This window comes from Ulvibacterium sp. (genome assembly GCF_965248315.1).
GTDB lineage: Bacteria > Bacteroidota > Bacteroidia > Flavobacteriales > Flavobacteriaceae > Ulvibacterium.
This window is the reverse complement of sequence record NZ_CBDFIX010000002.1, coordinates 582,819-597,603: the sequence shown is the minus strand read 5'-3', so window position 1 is coordinate 597,603 and position 14,785 is coordinate 582,819. Positions and strand designations below refer to the sequence as shown.

Annotated in this window: 16 protein-coding genes; 9 read left to right on the top strand and 7 right to left on the bottom strand. The window is 39.9% G+C overall.

The features are described from left to right. Positions 1 to 108: 108 nt before the first annotated feature. Complete coding sequence (locus tag ACP2AF_RS04190) at positions 109 to 717, top strand: superoxide dismutase (RefSeq protein ID WP_425234989.1); 609 nt, start codon at positions 109 to 111, stop codon at positions 715 to 717. A gap of 894 nt (positions 718 to 1,611) precedes the next feature. Here ACP2AF_RS04190 and ACP2AF_RS04185 read toward each other — a convergent pair. From ACP2AF_RS04185 to ACP2AF_RS04170, 4 genes are all read right to left on the bottom strand, one after another. Next, on the bottom strand, positions 1,612 to 3,510 hold the full coding sequence (locus ACP2AF_RS04185; RefSeq protein WP_425234988.1) for an amidophosphoribosyltransferase: 1,899 nt from the start codon (positions 3,508 to 3,510) through the stop codon (positions 1,612 to 1,614). A gap of 44 nt (positions 3,511 to 3,554) precedes the next feature. Beyond that, positions 3,555 to 4,481 (bottom strand): PfkB family carbohydrate kinase, encoded by a 927-nt coding sequence (locus ACP2AF_RS04180; protein WP_425234987.1) that lies wholly within the window; start codon positions 4,479 to 4,481, stop codon positions 3,555 to 3,557. A gap of 122 nt (positions 4,482 to 4,603) precedes the next feature. Further along, a complete protein-coding gene (locus ACP2AF_RS04175) occupies positions 4,604 to 5,239 on the bottom strand; it encodes a viroplasmin family protein (protein ID WP_425234986.1) in 636 nt (211 codons plus the stop codon). Next, on the bottom strand, positions 5,239 to 5,808 hold the full coding sequence (locus ACP2AF_RS04170) for a phosphoribosylglycinamide formyltransferase (protein ID WP_425234985.1): 570 nt from the start codon (positions 5,806 to 5,808) through the stop codon (positions 5,239 to 5,241). Before ACP2AF_RS04170 ends, ACP2AF_RS04175 begins: the two co-directional genes overlap by 1 nt. A 163-nt stretch (positions 5,809 to 5,971) precedes the next feature. Here ACP2AF_RS04170 and ACP2AF_RS04165 point away from each other — a divergent pair, with 163 nt between their 5' ends. The 5 genes from ACP2AF_RS04165 (at position 5,972) to pyk (ending at position 10,344) form a co-directional block, all read left to right on the top strand. After that, positions 5,972 to 6,205, top strand: coding sequence for an acyl carrier protein (locus ACP2AF_RS04165; protein WP_047247024.1), 234 nt, complete (start codon positions 5,972 to 5,974; stop codon positions 6,203 to 6,205). A gap of 133 nt (positions 6,206 to 6,338) precedes the next feature. Further along, entirely contained in the window at positions 6,339 to 7,589 is a 1,251-nt protein-coding gene (gene fabF, locus ACP2AF_RS04160; RefSeq protein WP_425234984.1) for a beta-ketoacyl-ACP synthase II, read from the top strand. Between the two features lie 8 nt (positions 7,590 to 7,597). After that, on the top strand, positions 7,598 to 8,338 hold the full coding sequence (gene rnc / locus ACP2AF_RS04155; protein ID WP_425234983.1) for a ribonuclease III: 741 nt from the start codon (positions 7,598 to 7,600) through the stop codon (positions 8,336 to 8,338). A gap of 94 nt (positions 8,339 to 8,432) precedes the next feature. Further along, positions 8,433 to 8,897, top strand: a complete 465-nt coding sequence (locus ACP2AF_RS04150; protein ID WP_120710198.1) for an IPExxxVDY family protein — start codon at positions 8,433 to 8,435, stop codon at positions 8,895 to 8,897. Positions 8,898 to 8,901: 4 nt separating this feature from the next. Next, complete coding sequence (gene pyk, locus ACP2AF_RS04145) at positions 8,902 to 10,344, top strand: pyruvate kinase (RefSeq protein ID WP_425234982.1); 1,443 nt, start codon at positions 8,902 to 8,904, stop codon at positions 10,342 to 10,344. Positions 10,345 to 10,418: 74 nt separating this feature from the next. Here the strand turns inward: pyk and ACP2AF_RS04140 are convergent, their stop codons facing one another. After that, positions 10,419 to 10,940, bottom strand: a complete 522-nt coding sequence (locus tag ACP2AF_RS04140) for a PAS domain-containing protein (RefSeq protein WP_425234981.1) — start codon at positions 10,938 to 10,940, stop codon at positions 10,419 to 10,421. A gap of 203 nt (positions 10,941 to 11,143) precedes the next feature. On the opposite strand from ACP2AF_RS04140, the gene ACP2AF_RS04135 reads away from it, so the two are divergent. From ACP2AF_RS04135 to ACP2AF_RS04125, 3 genes are all read left to right on the top strand, one after another. After that, a complete protein-coding gene (locus ACP2AF_RS04135) occupies positions 11,144 to 11,992 on the top strand; it encodes a helix-turn-helix domain-containing protein (RefSeq protein ID WP_425234980.1) in 849 nt (282 codons plus the stop codon). A 306-nt stretch (positions 11,993 to 12,298) separates the two neighbouring features. Beyond that, on the top strand, positions 12,299 to 12,847 hold the full coding sequence (locus ACP2AF_RS04130; RefSeq protein ID WP_425234979.1) for a carboxymuconolactone decarboxylase family protein: 549 nt from the start codon (positions 12,299 to 12,301) through the stop codon (positions 12,845 to 12,847). Positions 12,848 to 12,928: 81 nt separating this feature from the next. After that, on the top strand, positions 12,929 to 13,318 hold the full coding sequence (locus ACP2AF_RS04125) for a cupredoxin domain-containing protein (RefSeq protein ID WP_282161884.1): 390 nt from the start codon (positions 12,929 to 12,931) through the stop codon (positions 13,316 to 13,318). A gap of 67 nt (positions 13,319 to 13,385) precedes the next feature. Here the strand turns inward: ACP2AF_RS04125 and ACP2AF_RS04120 are convergent, their stop codons facing one another. Both ACP2AF_RS04120 and ACP2AF_RS04115 read right to left on the bottom strand, forming a co-directional pair. Next, complete coding sequence (locus ACP2AF_RS04120) at positions 13,386 to 14,135, bottom strand: SDR family NAD(P)-dependent oxidoreductase (RefSeq protein ID WP_425234978.1); 750 nt, start codon at positions 14,133 to 14,135, stop codon at positions 13,386 to 13,388. Positions 14,136 to 14,196: 61 nt separating this feature from the next. After that, positions 14,197 to 14,760, bottom strand: coding sequence for a TetR/AcrR family transcriptional regulator (locus tag ACP2AF_RS04115; protein WP_425234977.1), 564 nt, complete (start codon positions 14,758 to 14,760; stop codon positions 14,197 to 14,199). Positions 14,761 to 14,785 lie beyond the last annotated feature (25 nt).

Genomic DNA, 14,785 nt, shown 5'->3' with positions numbered 1-14,785 from the left:
GCAAAATAAGGAATCTGAAATGGTTCTTAACAAATAATTATGGGAATATGTTTGTTAAAAAATGTAAATTTGAGTTGCAATATTTATTAACTAAAAACACTATAAAAAATGGCTTTTGAATTACCTAAATTACCTTATGCCTACGATGCATTGGAACCACATATTGATGCCAGGACCATGGAAATCCATCATACAAAACACCATAATGGTTATACTACAAAATTGAACGGGGCGATAGCGGGGAGTAATCTTGAAAATAAGAGTATTGAGGACATTCTTGGAGAATTGGACATGTCCAATTCAGCTGTTCGAAATAATGGCGGAGGATATTATAACCATGCGTTGTTTTGGGAAATTATGTCGCCCAATGGAGGAGGAGCTCCTTCCGGGGAATTGGCGAACGCGATAGATAGTGCCTTTGGTTCTTTTGATGGCTTTAAGGACGAATTTAGCGGTGCTGCGGGATCAAGGTTTGGATCGGGCTGGGCTTGGCTATGTGTACATCCGGGAGGAGAGTTGAAGGTTTGCTCCACCCCTAACCAAGATAATCCGTTAATGCCGGAAGCGGGCTGTGATGGTTATCCTATTTTAGGATTGGATGTTTGGGAGCATGCCTATTATTTAAATTATCAAAACAGAAGACCTGATTATATCAATGCGTTTTTTAATGTGATCAATTGGGAAAAAGTAAGCGAGCTGTATACGTCCAATAGTTAGCGGATGACATTAGATTGATTAAGAGTTGGAGATAATCCTAAGTTATGGAATCCCGCGTTTTCGCGGGATTTTTTTATGTCTTTTTTAAAATAGAAAAGGGTGGAGAAGCCTCCACCCTTTTCGTCCCAAATCTTACCATAAACTTAACCTACTTATGCTATGGCAATACTAAATTACTGGTATTGTGGGAAATAAAAAAGAAATTTTAAGAAATTTTAAGGGATTTAAACTGAAAGAACATGGATTAATACAGATAAAAGTGGGTTAAACCTTGTTAAATACTTGACTTTCAGCAATAAAAATGGCGGAGCTCAGCTCCGCCATTTTTCCCCAAATCTTACCATGAACTTAACCTACTTATGCTATGGTCCTCCAAACATAGTGCAAGGATTCTATTTTGAAAAAGGTTTTGGATGAACGCCCTTATCCTTGGTTGAAATGCCTCCTAAAGCACATTGTTTTATTAAATACTGTGAGAAAAGAAATACGATTAAAAATTTGGGTGTAAATAAAAAGGCGGAGCTCAGCTCCGCCTTTTTCCCCAAATCTTACCATGAACTTAACCTACTTATGCTATGGTCCTCCAAACATAGTGCAAGGATTCTATTTTGAAAAAGGTTTTGGATGAACGCCCTTATCCTTGGTTGAAATACTTCGCAGGGGTTATTGTCCTATTAAATAGGAGGAAAAGGAATACAAAATACATTTAGCAAAAATAAAAAAGGTGGAGAAGCCTCCACCTTTTTTGCCCCAAATCTTACCATGAACTTAACCTACTTATGCTATGGCAGACCTAAAATAGGTTGGCTGTACTCCTTATAGGCCATAAACCCGACGAAAGGCAACAATGATCGATGAAACGCACAAATTTGTGCGTTTCATCGATAAATGCACTTAGTAAGCTCTTTGGTTCTTGCCTTCAAAAAAGTTGATAAATGCCTTATTTACTACCCTATTTCCTCCTGGAGTGGGATAGTTGCCGGTGAAATACCAATCACCCAAATTTTTGGGGCAAGCTTCGTGTAGGCTTTCAATAGTCTGGTATATAATCTGTACTTCGGACCTAATATCTTTTGGGCTTAGCAGTTGCCCAATCTTATAGGATATCTCTTCAGCCGTAAATGGCGCATAGAATTCTTTCACGTAATTGATGACATCCTTATCCTTGGTTTGTAATTGATCAACACATTTCCTATATATATCTTCTACAACAGAGTAGCTGCCATGTTCATTATGTAGTGCCAACGCGGCGCGAAAGGCAATAAAATCCTCTAATTTTGCCATATCGATTCCATAACAATCGGGATACCGGATTTGAGGGGCTGAAGAAACCACAATTATTTTTTTGGGAGATAAACGATCTAAGATTCTTAGGATACTCTTCTTTAAAGTTGTGCCCCTCACAATGCTATCATCTATAATAACAAGGTTATCCCCTTTTTCGACCGAACCGTAGGTGATGTCATAGACGTGGGTTACGAGATCGTCTCGGCTACTGTCCTGGGTAATAAAGGTCCTTAACTTTGCGTCCTTGATTGCAACTTTCTCGATTCTTGGCCTTACTTCTAAAATTTCATGTAGCTGCTCACTTGTTATTTTGCTGCCTATGGATAAAATTTGTTCTTCCTTTTTTTTGTTAAGATAGTTTTGGGCTTCTTTAACCATTCCCAAAAATGAGGTTTCGGCAGTATTTGGTATATAGGAGAATACCGTTTTTTTGATATTCCCGTCAATGGCGGTCAAAATTTGTGGGAAGATTTTTTTTCCTAATTCTTTGCGTTCTTGGTATATTTCCTTATCACTTCCCCTAGAAAAATAAATGCGTTCAAAAGAACAGGCTTTTCTTTCTGTTGGTTCAAGTATTTCCTTTATGTCGGAAACTCCGTTCTTTTTTATAATAATGGCATGCCCAGGTTCAAGCTCCTTCACATCTTCATAACTTACGTTGAAGACGGTCTGTATGGCGGGCCGCTCCGATGCTACCACCACAACTTCATCATCTCTATAATAATAGGTAGGACGAATTCCCGCGGGATCTCTCAATACAAATGCATCCCCATGGCCTAACAACCCTGCCATGGCGTAACCACCATCCCAATTTTTTGCGGCACGTTTTAAAATCTTGGAAACTCGTAATCGTTCAGCGATTAACGGAGAGGCCTCCTGTTTTGTATATCCCTCTTTTTTAATTTGTTTATAAAGCTTGGCAACGGCATCATCCAAAAAGTGACCTATTTTTTCCATAACGGTAATCGTATCCGCCATTTCCTTGGGATGCTGTCCCAATTGCACCAAATTATCAAATAACTCATGTACATTGGTCATGTTGAAATTCCCTGCGACTATGAGATTACGGTGCATCCAGTTATTCTGCCTCAAAAAAGGATGTACGCTTTCTATGCTGTTCTTGCCAAAAGTTCCATAACGCACATGGCCCAACAAAAGTTCCCCTACATAGGGAATGTTCTTTTTTTGCCAAGCCACGTTATCCACCTCTTCGGGATGTGCTTTGAAAGCCGAATTAATACGATCTGTAATTTGCGCAAAGATATCCTGTATGGGCTGCTGTTCTATGGACCGAACCCTGCTCATATACCTTTCCCCGGCAGCCATATCCAACTTAATACTGGCAAAACCTGCCCCATCTTGCCCTCGGTTATGTTGCTTCTCCATCATTAGGTACATTTTGTTTACACCATAAAAGGCCGTACCGTATTTTTTATGATAGTATTCCAAGGGCTTCAACAGGCGTATTACGGAAATTCCGCACTCATGTTTGATGGCGTCGCTCATTTTACTTTTAAATTAAAAAAGCCCCGATTTATCAGGGCATGTACTCATTGTAATTCGATTTCAAATTGTGTCAAGGCTTTAAATTGATGTAACCTTTTGCTCACCTCCGCCTTTTCCAAGTCCCGCATCCGTTCCGTTCCAAAACGTTCTACGCAGAACGAAGCTAGATTGGAACCATGGATAACGGCATTTTTAATACTATTGAAGGAAGTATTTCCTGTCGCGGCAAGGTAGCCTGAAAATCCTCCTGCAAAGGTGTCACCGGCCCCCGTAGGATCAAAAACCTCCTCCAGTGGAAGGGCGGGGGCATAAAACACATTGTCCTTATAGAACAGGAGAGCACCATGTTCTCCCTTTTTTATGACCACATACTTTGGGCCCATTTTCTGTATTTCCTCCGCTGCCTTTACCAAAGAGTGTTCGCTTGTAAGTTGTCTGGCCTCCTCATCGTTAATAGTGAGGACATCGATCATTTTAATTGCTTCCAATAATTCTTGCAATGCATTGTCCATCCAAAAATTCATCGTATCCAAAATGATTAGATTTGGTCGTTTTGTCATTTGGTTTATTACGCTGATTTGGATATTAGGGTGCAGATTGCCCAACATGACAACCTCAGAATTCTTGTAATCGTTGGGGACAATAGGATTAAAATCAGCTAATGTATTTAACTCCGTTATCAGGGTATCCCTGGCGTTAAGGTCATTATGATACTTGCCTTTCCAATAAAACGTCTTTCCGCCCTTAACAATTTCCAGTCCTGAAAGGTCAATACCTCTTCCGGAAAGCATATCCAGGTATTCTTGGGGCATATCATCGCCTACTACGGATACAATGGCCGAGTCTACATTAAACTGTGATGCCGCCAAGCCAATGAAGGTTGCCGCTCCGCCTAAGATTTTGTCAGTTTTCCCGAATGGTGTTTCAATGGCATCAAAGGCGACTGTGCCAACAATTAGAAGTTTACCCATTTAACATTTAAAATTTGCTGCAAATATACAGTTTTGAAATGCCAATAGCGAGTATGTGACAAATCAAGTTATTAAAACTCTTCAAATGGATGGCACTAATCTTTTGGAATGTGGGAAGGGCCTTACTTCCTACCAAAATCAGCTGGGATTTCGCCCCAAGCCTTGGTTTCCCATTTTACAATAGGAGTGCTGTAGGAGTTACTTTTCAACCAGGAAACCGCACGGCGGATAAGGTCAAAAAGGGGTTTGTTCTTTTCGGTCTCTTTCAATTGGGTGTTACAGCTTTTTTTCCTAACCCAACTGATTGCGGTTCTGGAGTCCGAGTAAATGAGGCGATTACTTCTACGATCCTTTAAAAACGCCAACCCATGTACAATGGCCAAAAATTCCCCAATGTTGTTGGTTCCTTCCACAAAAGGACCTTGTCTGAATAGTTTTTTACCGGTTTTGGTATCCACGCCTTGGTATTCCATAACCCCTGGGTTACCGCTGGATGCTGCGTCAACAGAAATGGAGTGGTAATTGGGATTTCCAATTTTAAGAAGTTGTTGTGGGGTTAATCCTGGACTATCCTTCTTTTTACCTTTATGTTCCTCATAACTATCATTATAGGCATCTTGGGCAGCCTTTAAGCTGGGAAAGGATTTGTATTGCGCGCCCTTATAACCCGATATGGCATCTTTACACTCTTCCCAACTAGTGTAGATACCTGGTCTTTTCCCTTTCCAGACCGTATAAAATTTCTTTTTTTTGGCCATTACCCTTCATTCAGAAGTTTCTCAATGATTCTTGGAAAGTATTCGTACTCCAGTGCTTGTACCTTGTTAGCTATGGCCTGGATCGTATTTTCGGGTGATATGTTGGTCGTGGCCTGATAGATGATGGCGCCTTCATCATAATTTTCGTTTACAAAATGTATCGTTATCCCGGTTTCGGTCTCCATATTGTCTTTGACCGCCTGATGAACATGATTGCCGTACATACCTTTTCCTCCATATTTGGGCAACAGGGCAGGGTGAATGTTAATAATTCTATCTGGAAAATCTTGAATCAAGTCCTGTGGCATCTTCCATAAAAATCCGGCCAATACAATAAGATCTGGACTTAATGTCCTAAGAATTTTACGAACTAGACCTTTTTCATAAAAAGAAGTCTTATTAAAATACAATGCGCTAATATTTAGTTTATTACATCTTTCCAAAACCTTGGCATCCTTATTATTGGAAAGAACTGCCGTTATGGTAACCTCCGTATTGGATTCAAAATATTGTACAATGTTTTCCACATTTGAACCGGAACCCGAGGCAAATAGGACTATATTTTTCATGGGGTAAGTTAGCGTTAGAAAGTGATGTGCTTATTTACGGGCTAAAATACCATTCTTGTATCTAAATTTCTTAAATTACGAGACATTTTGGGCACAAATGGCATTATTACACCAAAGTTTTTTATTTTTGCCAACAATTTAAATTTTTAAAACCGATATTATTATGTCAGACATTGCATCAAGAGTAAAAGCTATCATCGTCGATAAATTGGGAGTTGATGAAAATGAAGTGGTATCCGAGGCTAGCTTTACCAACGACTTAGGGGCGGATTCATTGGATACTGTTGAGTTAATTATGGAATTCGAAAAAGAATTTGACATTCAAATCCCTGACGATCAGGCTGAAAATATTGCAACGGTCGGTCAGGCCATAAGCTATATAGAAGAAGCGAAGTAATCGTATGATTTTTTGAACAAGATTTGAAATTATCCATGTGGTAAATCTATCGCATGGATAATTTTTTTAATTTACGATTTGCTTACGGATTGGGGAAATCCCGACCATTTCCTAAAAACAAAAATTTGGTTCAATGCAATTAAAGCGAGTTGTGGTTACCGGATTGGGTGCGTTGACACCTATCGGCAACAATATAAAGGAGTATTGGGAGGGCTTGGTGAATGGCAAGAGCGGTTCGGCACCGGTTACCTATTATGACACTGAAAAGTTCAAGACTAAATTCGCCTGTGAACTTAAAGGATATAAGCCAGAAGACTTTTTCGATAGGAAAGAGGCACGTAAACTAGATCGTTTTTCACAGTATGCCATTGTTTCTTCGGATGAAGCTATAAGCGACTCAAAATTGGATTTGGATGCGGTAGATAAATTTCGTGTCGGAGTAGTTTGGGGAGCTGGAATAGGAGGCTTGGAAACCTTTCAAAATGAAGTGATGAACTTTGCCGCCGGTGACGGTACACCAAGGTTCAACCCCTTTTTCATTCCAAAAATGATTGCGGATATAGCACCTGGGAACATCTCCATAAAGCATGGATTTATGGGACCTAATTATACGACGGTATCCGCATGTGCTTCTTCGGCGAATGCTATGATAGATGCCCTTAACTATATTCGTTTGGGGTATTGTGATGTAATAGTTACTGGAGGAAGCGAAGCTGCCGTAACCATTGCCGGTATGGGTGGATTTGGTGCTATGCATGCCCTATCTACTAGAAACGATAGCCCGGAAACTGCCTCTAGGCCTTTTGATGCAACCAGGGATGGTTTTGTATTGGGCGAGGGAGCTGGAGCGCTTGTTCTCGAGGAATATGAACATGCGAAGGCCCGAGGAGCAAAAATATATGCTGAACTCGTTGGAGGAGGGCTATCCAGTGATGCCTATCATATGACCGCCCCACATCCCGATGGAATAGGGGTGGTAAAGGTTATGCAGAATTGTCTTAATGATGCCGGTCTTAAAATCGATGAAATAGACGCTATAAATACCCACGGGACATCCACGCCCTTGGGAGATGTGGCCGAACTTAAAGCCATCTCGGAGATATTTGGGGAACATGCGCCAAACATAAATATCAATTCAACAAAGTCCATGACGGGCCATTTGTTGGGTGCGGCCGGGGCCATAGAAGCTATTGCGTCCATCCTGGCTATGGAGAATAGTATGGTTCCCCCGACTATAAATCATAGCGTTATAGATGAAAATATAGACCCAAAACTAAATTTAACATTGAACAAAGCCCAAAAGCGAGAGGTAAATGTGGCTATGAGCAATACCTTCGGATTTGGAGGTCATAATGCCTGTGTGGTATTTAAAAAAATCAGTTAAATTCCGAGATGAATTTTCGTTCCAATATATTCAATTCCCATTCCAAAGAGGATGGGGATTTTTTTTTGGGGATAACAAAAATTTTAGGATTTAAGCCCAAGAAGCTGGAGGTATACAAAAAGGCCTTTCTACATAGATCCATTAACAGAAAGGATGAAAATGGGAACCCCCTGAACTATGAACGTTTGGAGTTTCTGGGCGATGCCATGTTGGGAACCATAATTTCAAAGTATCTATATAATGAGGTTCCGGGAGGTGATGAAGGATATCTCACAAAAATGCGCTCAAAAATAGTAAGTAGAAAACACCTCAACGAATTGGGAAAGGATCTGAATCTTATAAAATTTGTTGAAAGCAGGATTCCAAAGTCCCATTTTGGAGACAATATTCATGGGAATGTTTTTGAAGCTTTGGTAGGAGCTATTTATTTGGACAGGGGCTACAAATATTGTGAAAAGTTTATAAATGATAGAGTTATTGAGCCTTATGTTGATATTGAACAATTGGAAGGAAAGGTAATAAGTTATAAAAGCCTTGTTATTGAGTGGTGCCAAAAGCAAAAAAAGACCTTTAATTATAATGTTTATGAAGATACTGGCAACGATGCGTTAAAACATTTTGCGGTTAAACTATCCATTGATGGAAGGGTAATGGCAAAAGCTAGGGCCACATCAAAAAAAAAGGCTGAAGAAAGAGCTTCAAAAAGAGCGTATTACGCCTTACAGGATAAAATGGAGAACCGGAACTAATTGAAAAATCAAAATCTCTTTTTTAAAAAATTCTTTGCCTTCCCCAGCTTAGGCTGTATTCGTTATTAATCCTATATTTACGTTTTGTACACCCATGGTAGCAGTACATAGAATTACAGAAGATTTATGTGAGGATTCCTTCGAACTAATAGCGGTTCATAGCAGTTTGGAAGACTATGCCCTTGTATATAAATTAAATTTTCATTTGAAGTCCAATTTTAGAAGAACCTCTAAAGACCTGGAAACCATGGAGCATATATCTTTCCCGTTTTTTGAGTGGAAGGACCGGGTCAACGATGGATATTGGAATTTAATCAATAACAGTAGCTTAATAGAAGAGAGTATGACAAGGGATAATCTTTTTGAAGACGAAACCTCCGTTGTTACCTACCACTTTTTACCAGAATATAAAGAAGTGGATTACTTTCTTAAAATTGAACAGGAAGATATTGATTTGGGGGCTAACATCGTTCGGATTTTGAATACAATACCACAGATAATGGCAGCTTATACCATAGAGGCCGATAAATTAAAATCTAAAAAGAACTTAATCTTTTAAGGGAATGCCAGGAAAGAAAAAGACAAAGATAGTAGCCACTCTAGGTCCGGCAACGAGCAAAAAGGAAGTACTTAAAAAAATGATCGAAGCCGGCGTAGATGTCTTCAGGATAAACTTTTCCCACGCCGATTATAAGGACGTTAAGGAACGTATTCAAATGATAAGGGAACTGAACAAAGAGCTTCACACCAACATATCCATACTTGGGGATTTACAGGGCCCAAAACTTAGGGTAGGGGTTATGGCCGGTGAAGTAGTAGTTGCGCCGGGAGACGAAATTACTTTTGTTACCGGAAAGCCTTTTGAAGGCACTATGGAAAGAGTGTACATGAACTATGAGACTTTTCCAAAAGATGTGAATCCCGGGGAACGGATTTTGTTGGACGACGGGAAATTGATTTTTGAGGTTCTATCATCAAACAGAAAAGATGAGGTAAAGGCGAAAGTGGTTCAAGGCGGGCCGTTAAAATCCAAAAAAGGAGTGAATTTGCCGAATACGAACATCTCCCTTCCCGCGCTTACCGAGAAAGACATTAAAGATGCCATTTTTGCTGTATCACAGGAGGTAGATTGGATAGCACTTTCGTTCGTTCGTTTTAGCCAGGATTTAATTGACCTTCAAAATTTGATTAAGGAACATTCCGAACACAAAATCCCGATTATTGCTAAAATCGAAAAACCGGAAGCGGTAGAGAATATTGATAAAATTGTTTCCTACTGCGACGGCCTAATGGTGGCCAGGGGTGATCTTGGGGTGGAAGTGCCGGCCCAAGAAGTTCCATTAATACAGAAACAATTAGTTTTACGGGCCAAGCGAGCACGGATTCCGGTAATCATTGCAACCCAGATGATGGAGACCATGATAACCAGCCTTACCCCGACCCGGGCGGAAGTGAACGATGTGGCCAATTCCGTTATGGACGGGGCGGATGCGGTAATGCTTTCCGGTGAAACCTCTGTGGGAAACTATCCCGTTCAGGTAATTCAAAAGATGTCCAGCATATTGCAGAGTGTGGAAGGATCGGAACTTATACAAGTACCTCAGGAGCCACCACATATCCGCACAAAACGATATATTACAAAATCTGTCTGCTACCATGCGGCGATTATGGCCAATGAGATAAAGGCTAAGGCTATTTCTACCTTGACCAACAGTGGATACACCGCCTTTCAGATTTCTGCTTGGCGACCTGGTGCCCATATACTGGTCTTTACCTCCAACGAGCGAATCTTGACCCAGTTGAATTTACTATGGGGGGTAAAGGCGTTCTATTATGATAAGTATGTGTCTACGGACGAGACCATAGAAGATGTAAACAAAATTGCCTGTCAAAAAGGATTTTTGGATACCGGGGACATGCTCATTAGTTTGGCGGCCATGCCCATTAAGGACAAAGGAATGGTAAATACATTGCGGGTTACCGAAATTGAAACGTGTAGTTTTTAAGTGAAACGATGGTTATAAAAAAGAAAAAACCCCAGGGAACCTGTCCTGGGGTTTTTATTTGAACAGAACTACACTTAGGCAACTTCTTTTTCATATGCAATGAAGTTCACTACTTCACCGTATATATTATATATGGGTTCCCCTTTGATCCAGCATTTATACGAAGAACCATTTTTTCTATAATTTAGCACTACGGCCTCAAACGGTTTTCGTTGTCTTACCGCCAGTCTTATTTCCTCAGAGGTTTGCATACACGTATCCTTACCTTGGAACATTTTAGGTTTTTTACCTATAATTTCCTTAGGCATATATCCATTCATTTCCAGGATGTTTTGGGTGGCGTGCACAATTTTTAAATGGCTATCGGTCACCACGATAACATAATCCTCTTGTATCAATTTGTCATCCAATTCCAAAGGGGTTGACCACTTATTGATTTGGGCCAGCTTTTTAAGTTGGAACACATCCGCATGGTCCTTACAGACTTTTTGGAAATGTGTAGCATGGAAGTCCCATGAAATTAGCGGTAGACTGGATATAACTTGAGAGTTATAGAACTTATGCGCCGCCGCATCGTAATTTTTGATTTCGTCCATGTTTAAGTAATGCTTAAATACCTTATCTTAAAACCGATAAAGAACAATTTCAAATCAATACTACAAAAACCCTTTAAGGGTTAAAAATTTATGGGCCCCATTAACATTTTTGTTTAATAAATACTTCTTTTAAAGCACTTTAGCTCTCGTAAGGATGAACAAAAAAAAGGGACTAACAGTGCATTATCGCACAAAATCAAAGGATGAAGTTTGAGTTTCATGACCCTAAAATCGGTTCGCTTTTTGGACTGACTAATGATATTAAGCATACAAAAGATCAGTTTTCGGTCCGTACCGGGAATATTAATGTTCTATGGAACATGAACGAGAACCCTGTTACCGTTGAGGTAGATGGAATTGCTTTTGAACTCCTTCCTAATCAATTGATGACAACAACATATCTTCAACACGTTTCCTATGAAAAAGCAGAAATTCCAATTACCGCTTTTCTTTTTAATCGGGAGTTCTATTGTATCCGGGATCATGATAAAGAGGTTTCCTGTAATGGAATTTTGTTCTTTGGCACACAGGACATCCCCATAATTTCCATTCCGGATGATCAGAAACCTAAATTTAATTTGTTGTACCAGGTGTTTGTTGAGGAATTTTCCACGCCAGATAATATTCAGGGCGATATGCTTCAGATGTTGTTGAAACGTTTGATAATTATTTGTACCCGTTTGGCCAAGGAACAACATATTGTCAAAAAATTGGATAACGAGCAGATTGATGTGGTCCGCAAATTTAACGTGTTGGTGGATACCCATTATAAAACCAAAAGAAAGGTGAGCGATTATGCGGACATGCTGTACAAATCTCCGAAGACATTGTCCAATTTGTTTGCCATCTACAATCAAAAATCGCCCCAACAGATTATTTTGGATCGTTTGGCCTTGGAAGCCAAACGACTTATCAATTTTACGGATAAGCAGAATCAAGAGATTGCCTATGAACTCGGGTTTAACGACCCTGCCCATTTTAGCCGGTTCTTCAAAAAAATGATAGGTCAGTCTCCAACGAAGTATAGGGAAACAAACACGATTTCTCTATAAAGGGAAATTTCTACAAGCAGCCGGGCAATTCTTCCTAACCCCACCCCCTTTTTACGTCGCATCTTTGTAATGTAATTAAAAAACAGCGAAAGATGATCAGCAAACAGACTTCCCTTTTCAATCTTATTGAAATATTCCGTCAGCCTAAAAAACCTGTACTGAATACGATAAATGCGAAAACGCACTGTGAACAAAAGCAGCATCACGATTTCTATTGTGATACGGAGAAATCCCTTAAACAAATTTAATACTAGATAAATAAGTAATAACCGTCATTCCTGGAGAGTGACCTAAAAATGTAAAATCATGAGCACATTTAATGTACCTAAAAGAGAAGAAATAAGTGCCAATAATCAGGCAATTTTTGACAACTTGGAAAAAGCCGTAGGCTTTGTACCTAACCTCTACGCTACCTATGCACATTCAGAAAATGCATTGGGCAACTATTTGGCATTACAAAATGCAAAGACTTCCTTAAAGTCCAAAGAAAAAGAGGTGGTTAATCTAGCGGTCAGCGAAGTAAACAATTGTATCTATTGTTTATCTGCCCATACGGCCATTGGAAAGATGAACGGATTTACGGATGAGCAGATTCTTGAGCTAAGGGCTGGATACGCTTCATTCGACAATAAATTGGATGCTTTGGCCCGTTTGGCCAAAAACATCACTGAGAATAGGGGTGGTACGGACGAAGAAGTCGTCGAAAATTTCTTGAATGCAGGCTGGACTAAAGAAAACTTAATCGATACCATTGTCTTGGTCGGTGATAAGACAATCAGCAACTATTTGCATAAAACCACTCAAGTACCTGTGGATTTTCCAGTTGCTAGACCACTTGAAGCAGTAGGAGCATAAGTTTAGAGCATAAATAATATTGAATAAAAAACGAAGTATAATCAAAAGATTCCCTTTTTGGGAATGAAAAAAACAAAAATCATGAAAAAAGTAATCACGACAGTAGTATTTGCAATCGGCTTGGTATTTTCAATGACCGCCCAAGACAAAATGATGAAAGAGTCCACAAAAACAATTGCTTTGGAACAAACTCCAGGGGAATTCACCCAAAAGCAATTGTCCGTTCCGGCGGGTACCTATGTCTTTGAAATATCCAATAAGGGAGTAGGGCATGATGTGGGTTTTGTTTTGGTGAAAAAAGGGATGGACGTTAGCAAACCCGAAAATCATATCAAGACTGCCTATGTGACCGAGGTAGTAAAAACAGGTGAAAAACAACAATCCAATCCTACGGTCCTGGAAAAAGGAGAGTATGTATATTTCTGTCCGATGAACCCAACAGCAACGGATAACACATTAATTGTGCAATAATTTAGGTTTGGTTTAAGTGGTGTAGGCCCGATAGGTTTTTAAAAACTTATCGGGCCTTTTTACTGTATTAATTTCTACCTGCCATTACCCCGCCATCGGTGTCCCAAATGGCTCCAGTTACCCAGGCCGCATCGTCCGAGAGCAAAAAGATAATTACTTTGGCTACATCTTCTGCCTTGCCATTTCTGCCTATCGGATGGAAACCATTAAATCCTTCCAAAGCCTTTTCCGCTTTTTCACGACTTCCGAAAACCGAGTCATATACCGGTGTTTGCACTACTGCTGGGGAAACAGCGTTAACCCGTATCTGATTATCCGCCAGTTCCATGGCCAAATGTTGGGTAAGACTATGAAGGCCTGCTTTTTGCATGGAATAGGCCGATGATGGTGTTGCCTTAACGGATTGTTTCGCCCACATGGAACCCACATTAACAATTGAGCCCCCGCCAGTGGCTTTCATCTTCTTGGCAGCAGCTTGGGTAATAAAGAAAAACCCTTTGTTTAGATTAAGATAGGAATCGTAATCCGCTTTGTTGTGTTCCAAAAAGGGTTTGGGGCCGAACACTCCAGATGCATTTACCAAATAGTCCAGGCCAGGCATTTCATCTATTTTGGCAACCAACGTATCTACTTCTTCTACATTGGTTATATCCACTTTGTGGGGAACAATACCTTTGGTGCCTGAGAGTATATCGGCACTACGGCCAACTACATGCACAATAGCCCCTGCTTGGACTAGGATTTTGGTGGTCGCTTGGCCTATACCGCTGGTACCACCGACTACAATTGCTGTTTTGTTTTGAAAATTTGACATCATATATATTTATATAGGATTAGTAATAGACAGACAAGTCTGTCTGGTTAAAATTAAATTTTTTTTAAGCTATCAATTGAGCTCCGACGTCCCTTGCCGAATAAATCGGCCAATCACTTTGGTGTAAGTGGCTTTCGCTAACGGCACTTTCATATAATAGATATAATCCATTGGTTATTTTTTCGGCCTCGGCATTTGAAAGATTTTGAATGTTGTTGGTAACAACTTCCCTTAAAAAGGTCAACAACTCTTGTTTCTGATTTTGAATTTCATTTCGGATTTCCACATTTTCCGCTGGGATTTCTGCAACCGTTCTTATACACCAACAACCGTTAAAAGAAGCTTCCCGATAAAACTCCTTTAAGAAGTCGAAAATTCCCAATAGTTGGAATTTCCCTTTGGGTTTCCCTTCAATGTAATTACGCAAAGCTACCATGAAATAGGTGTGTTTGTATTTTAGATAAGCGATGCAGATGTCGTCTTTGGTTCTAAAATGATTGTATAAGGTTGCCTTGGCAATGCCTGCCTTGGCTATAATTTCATTTATACCCGTAGCGTTGTAGCCATTGGCATAGAACAGGTCGGATGCCGTGTTAATAATATGTTGTTTTATTTCCGAATGCTTCACAGGTCAAATATATTAAAAAATGAAC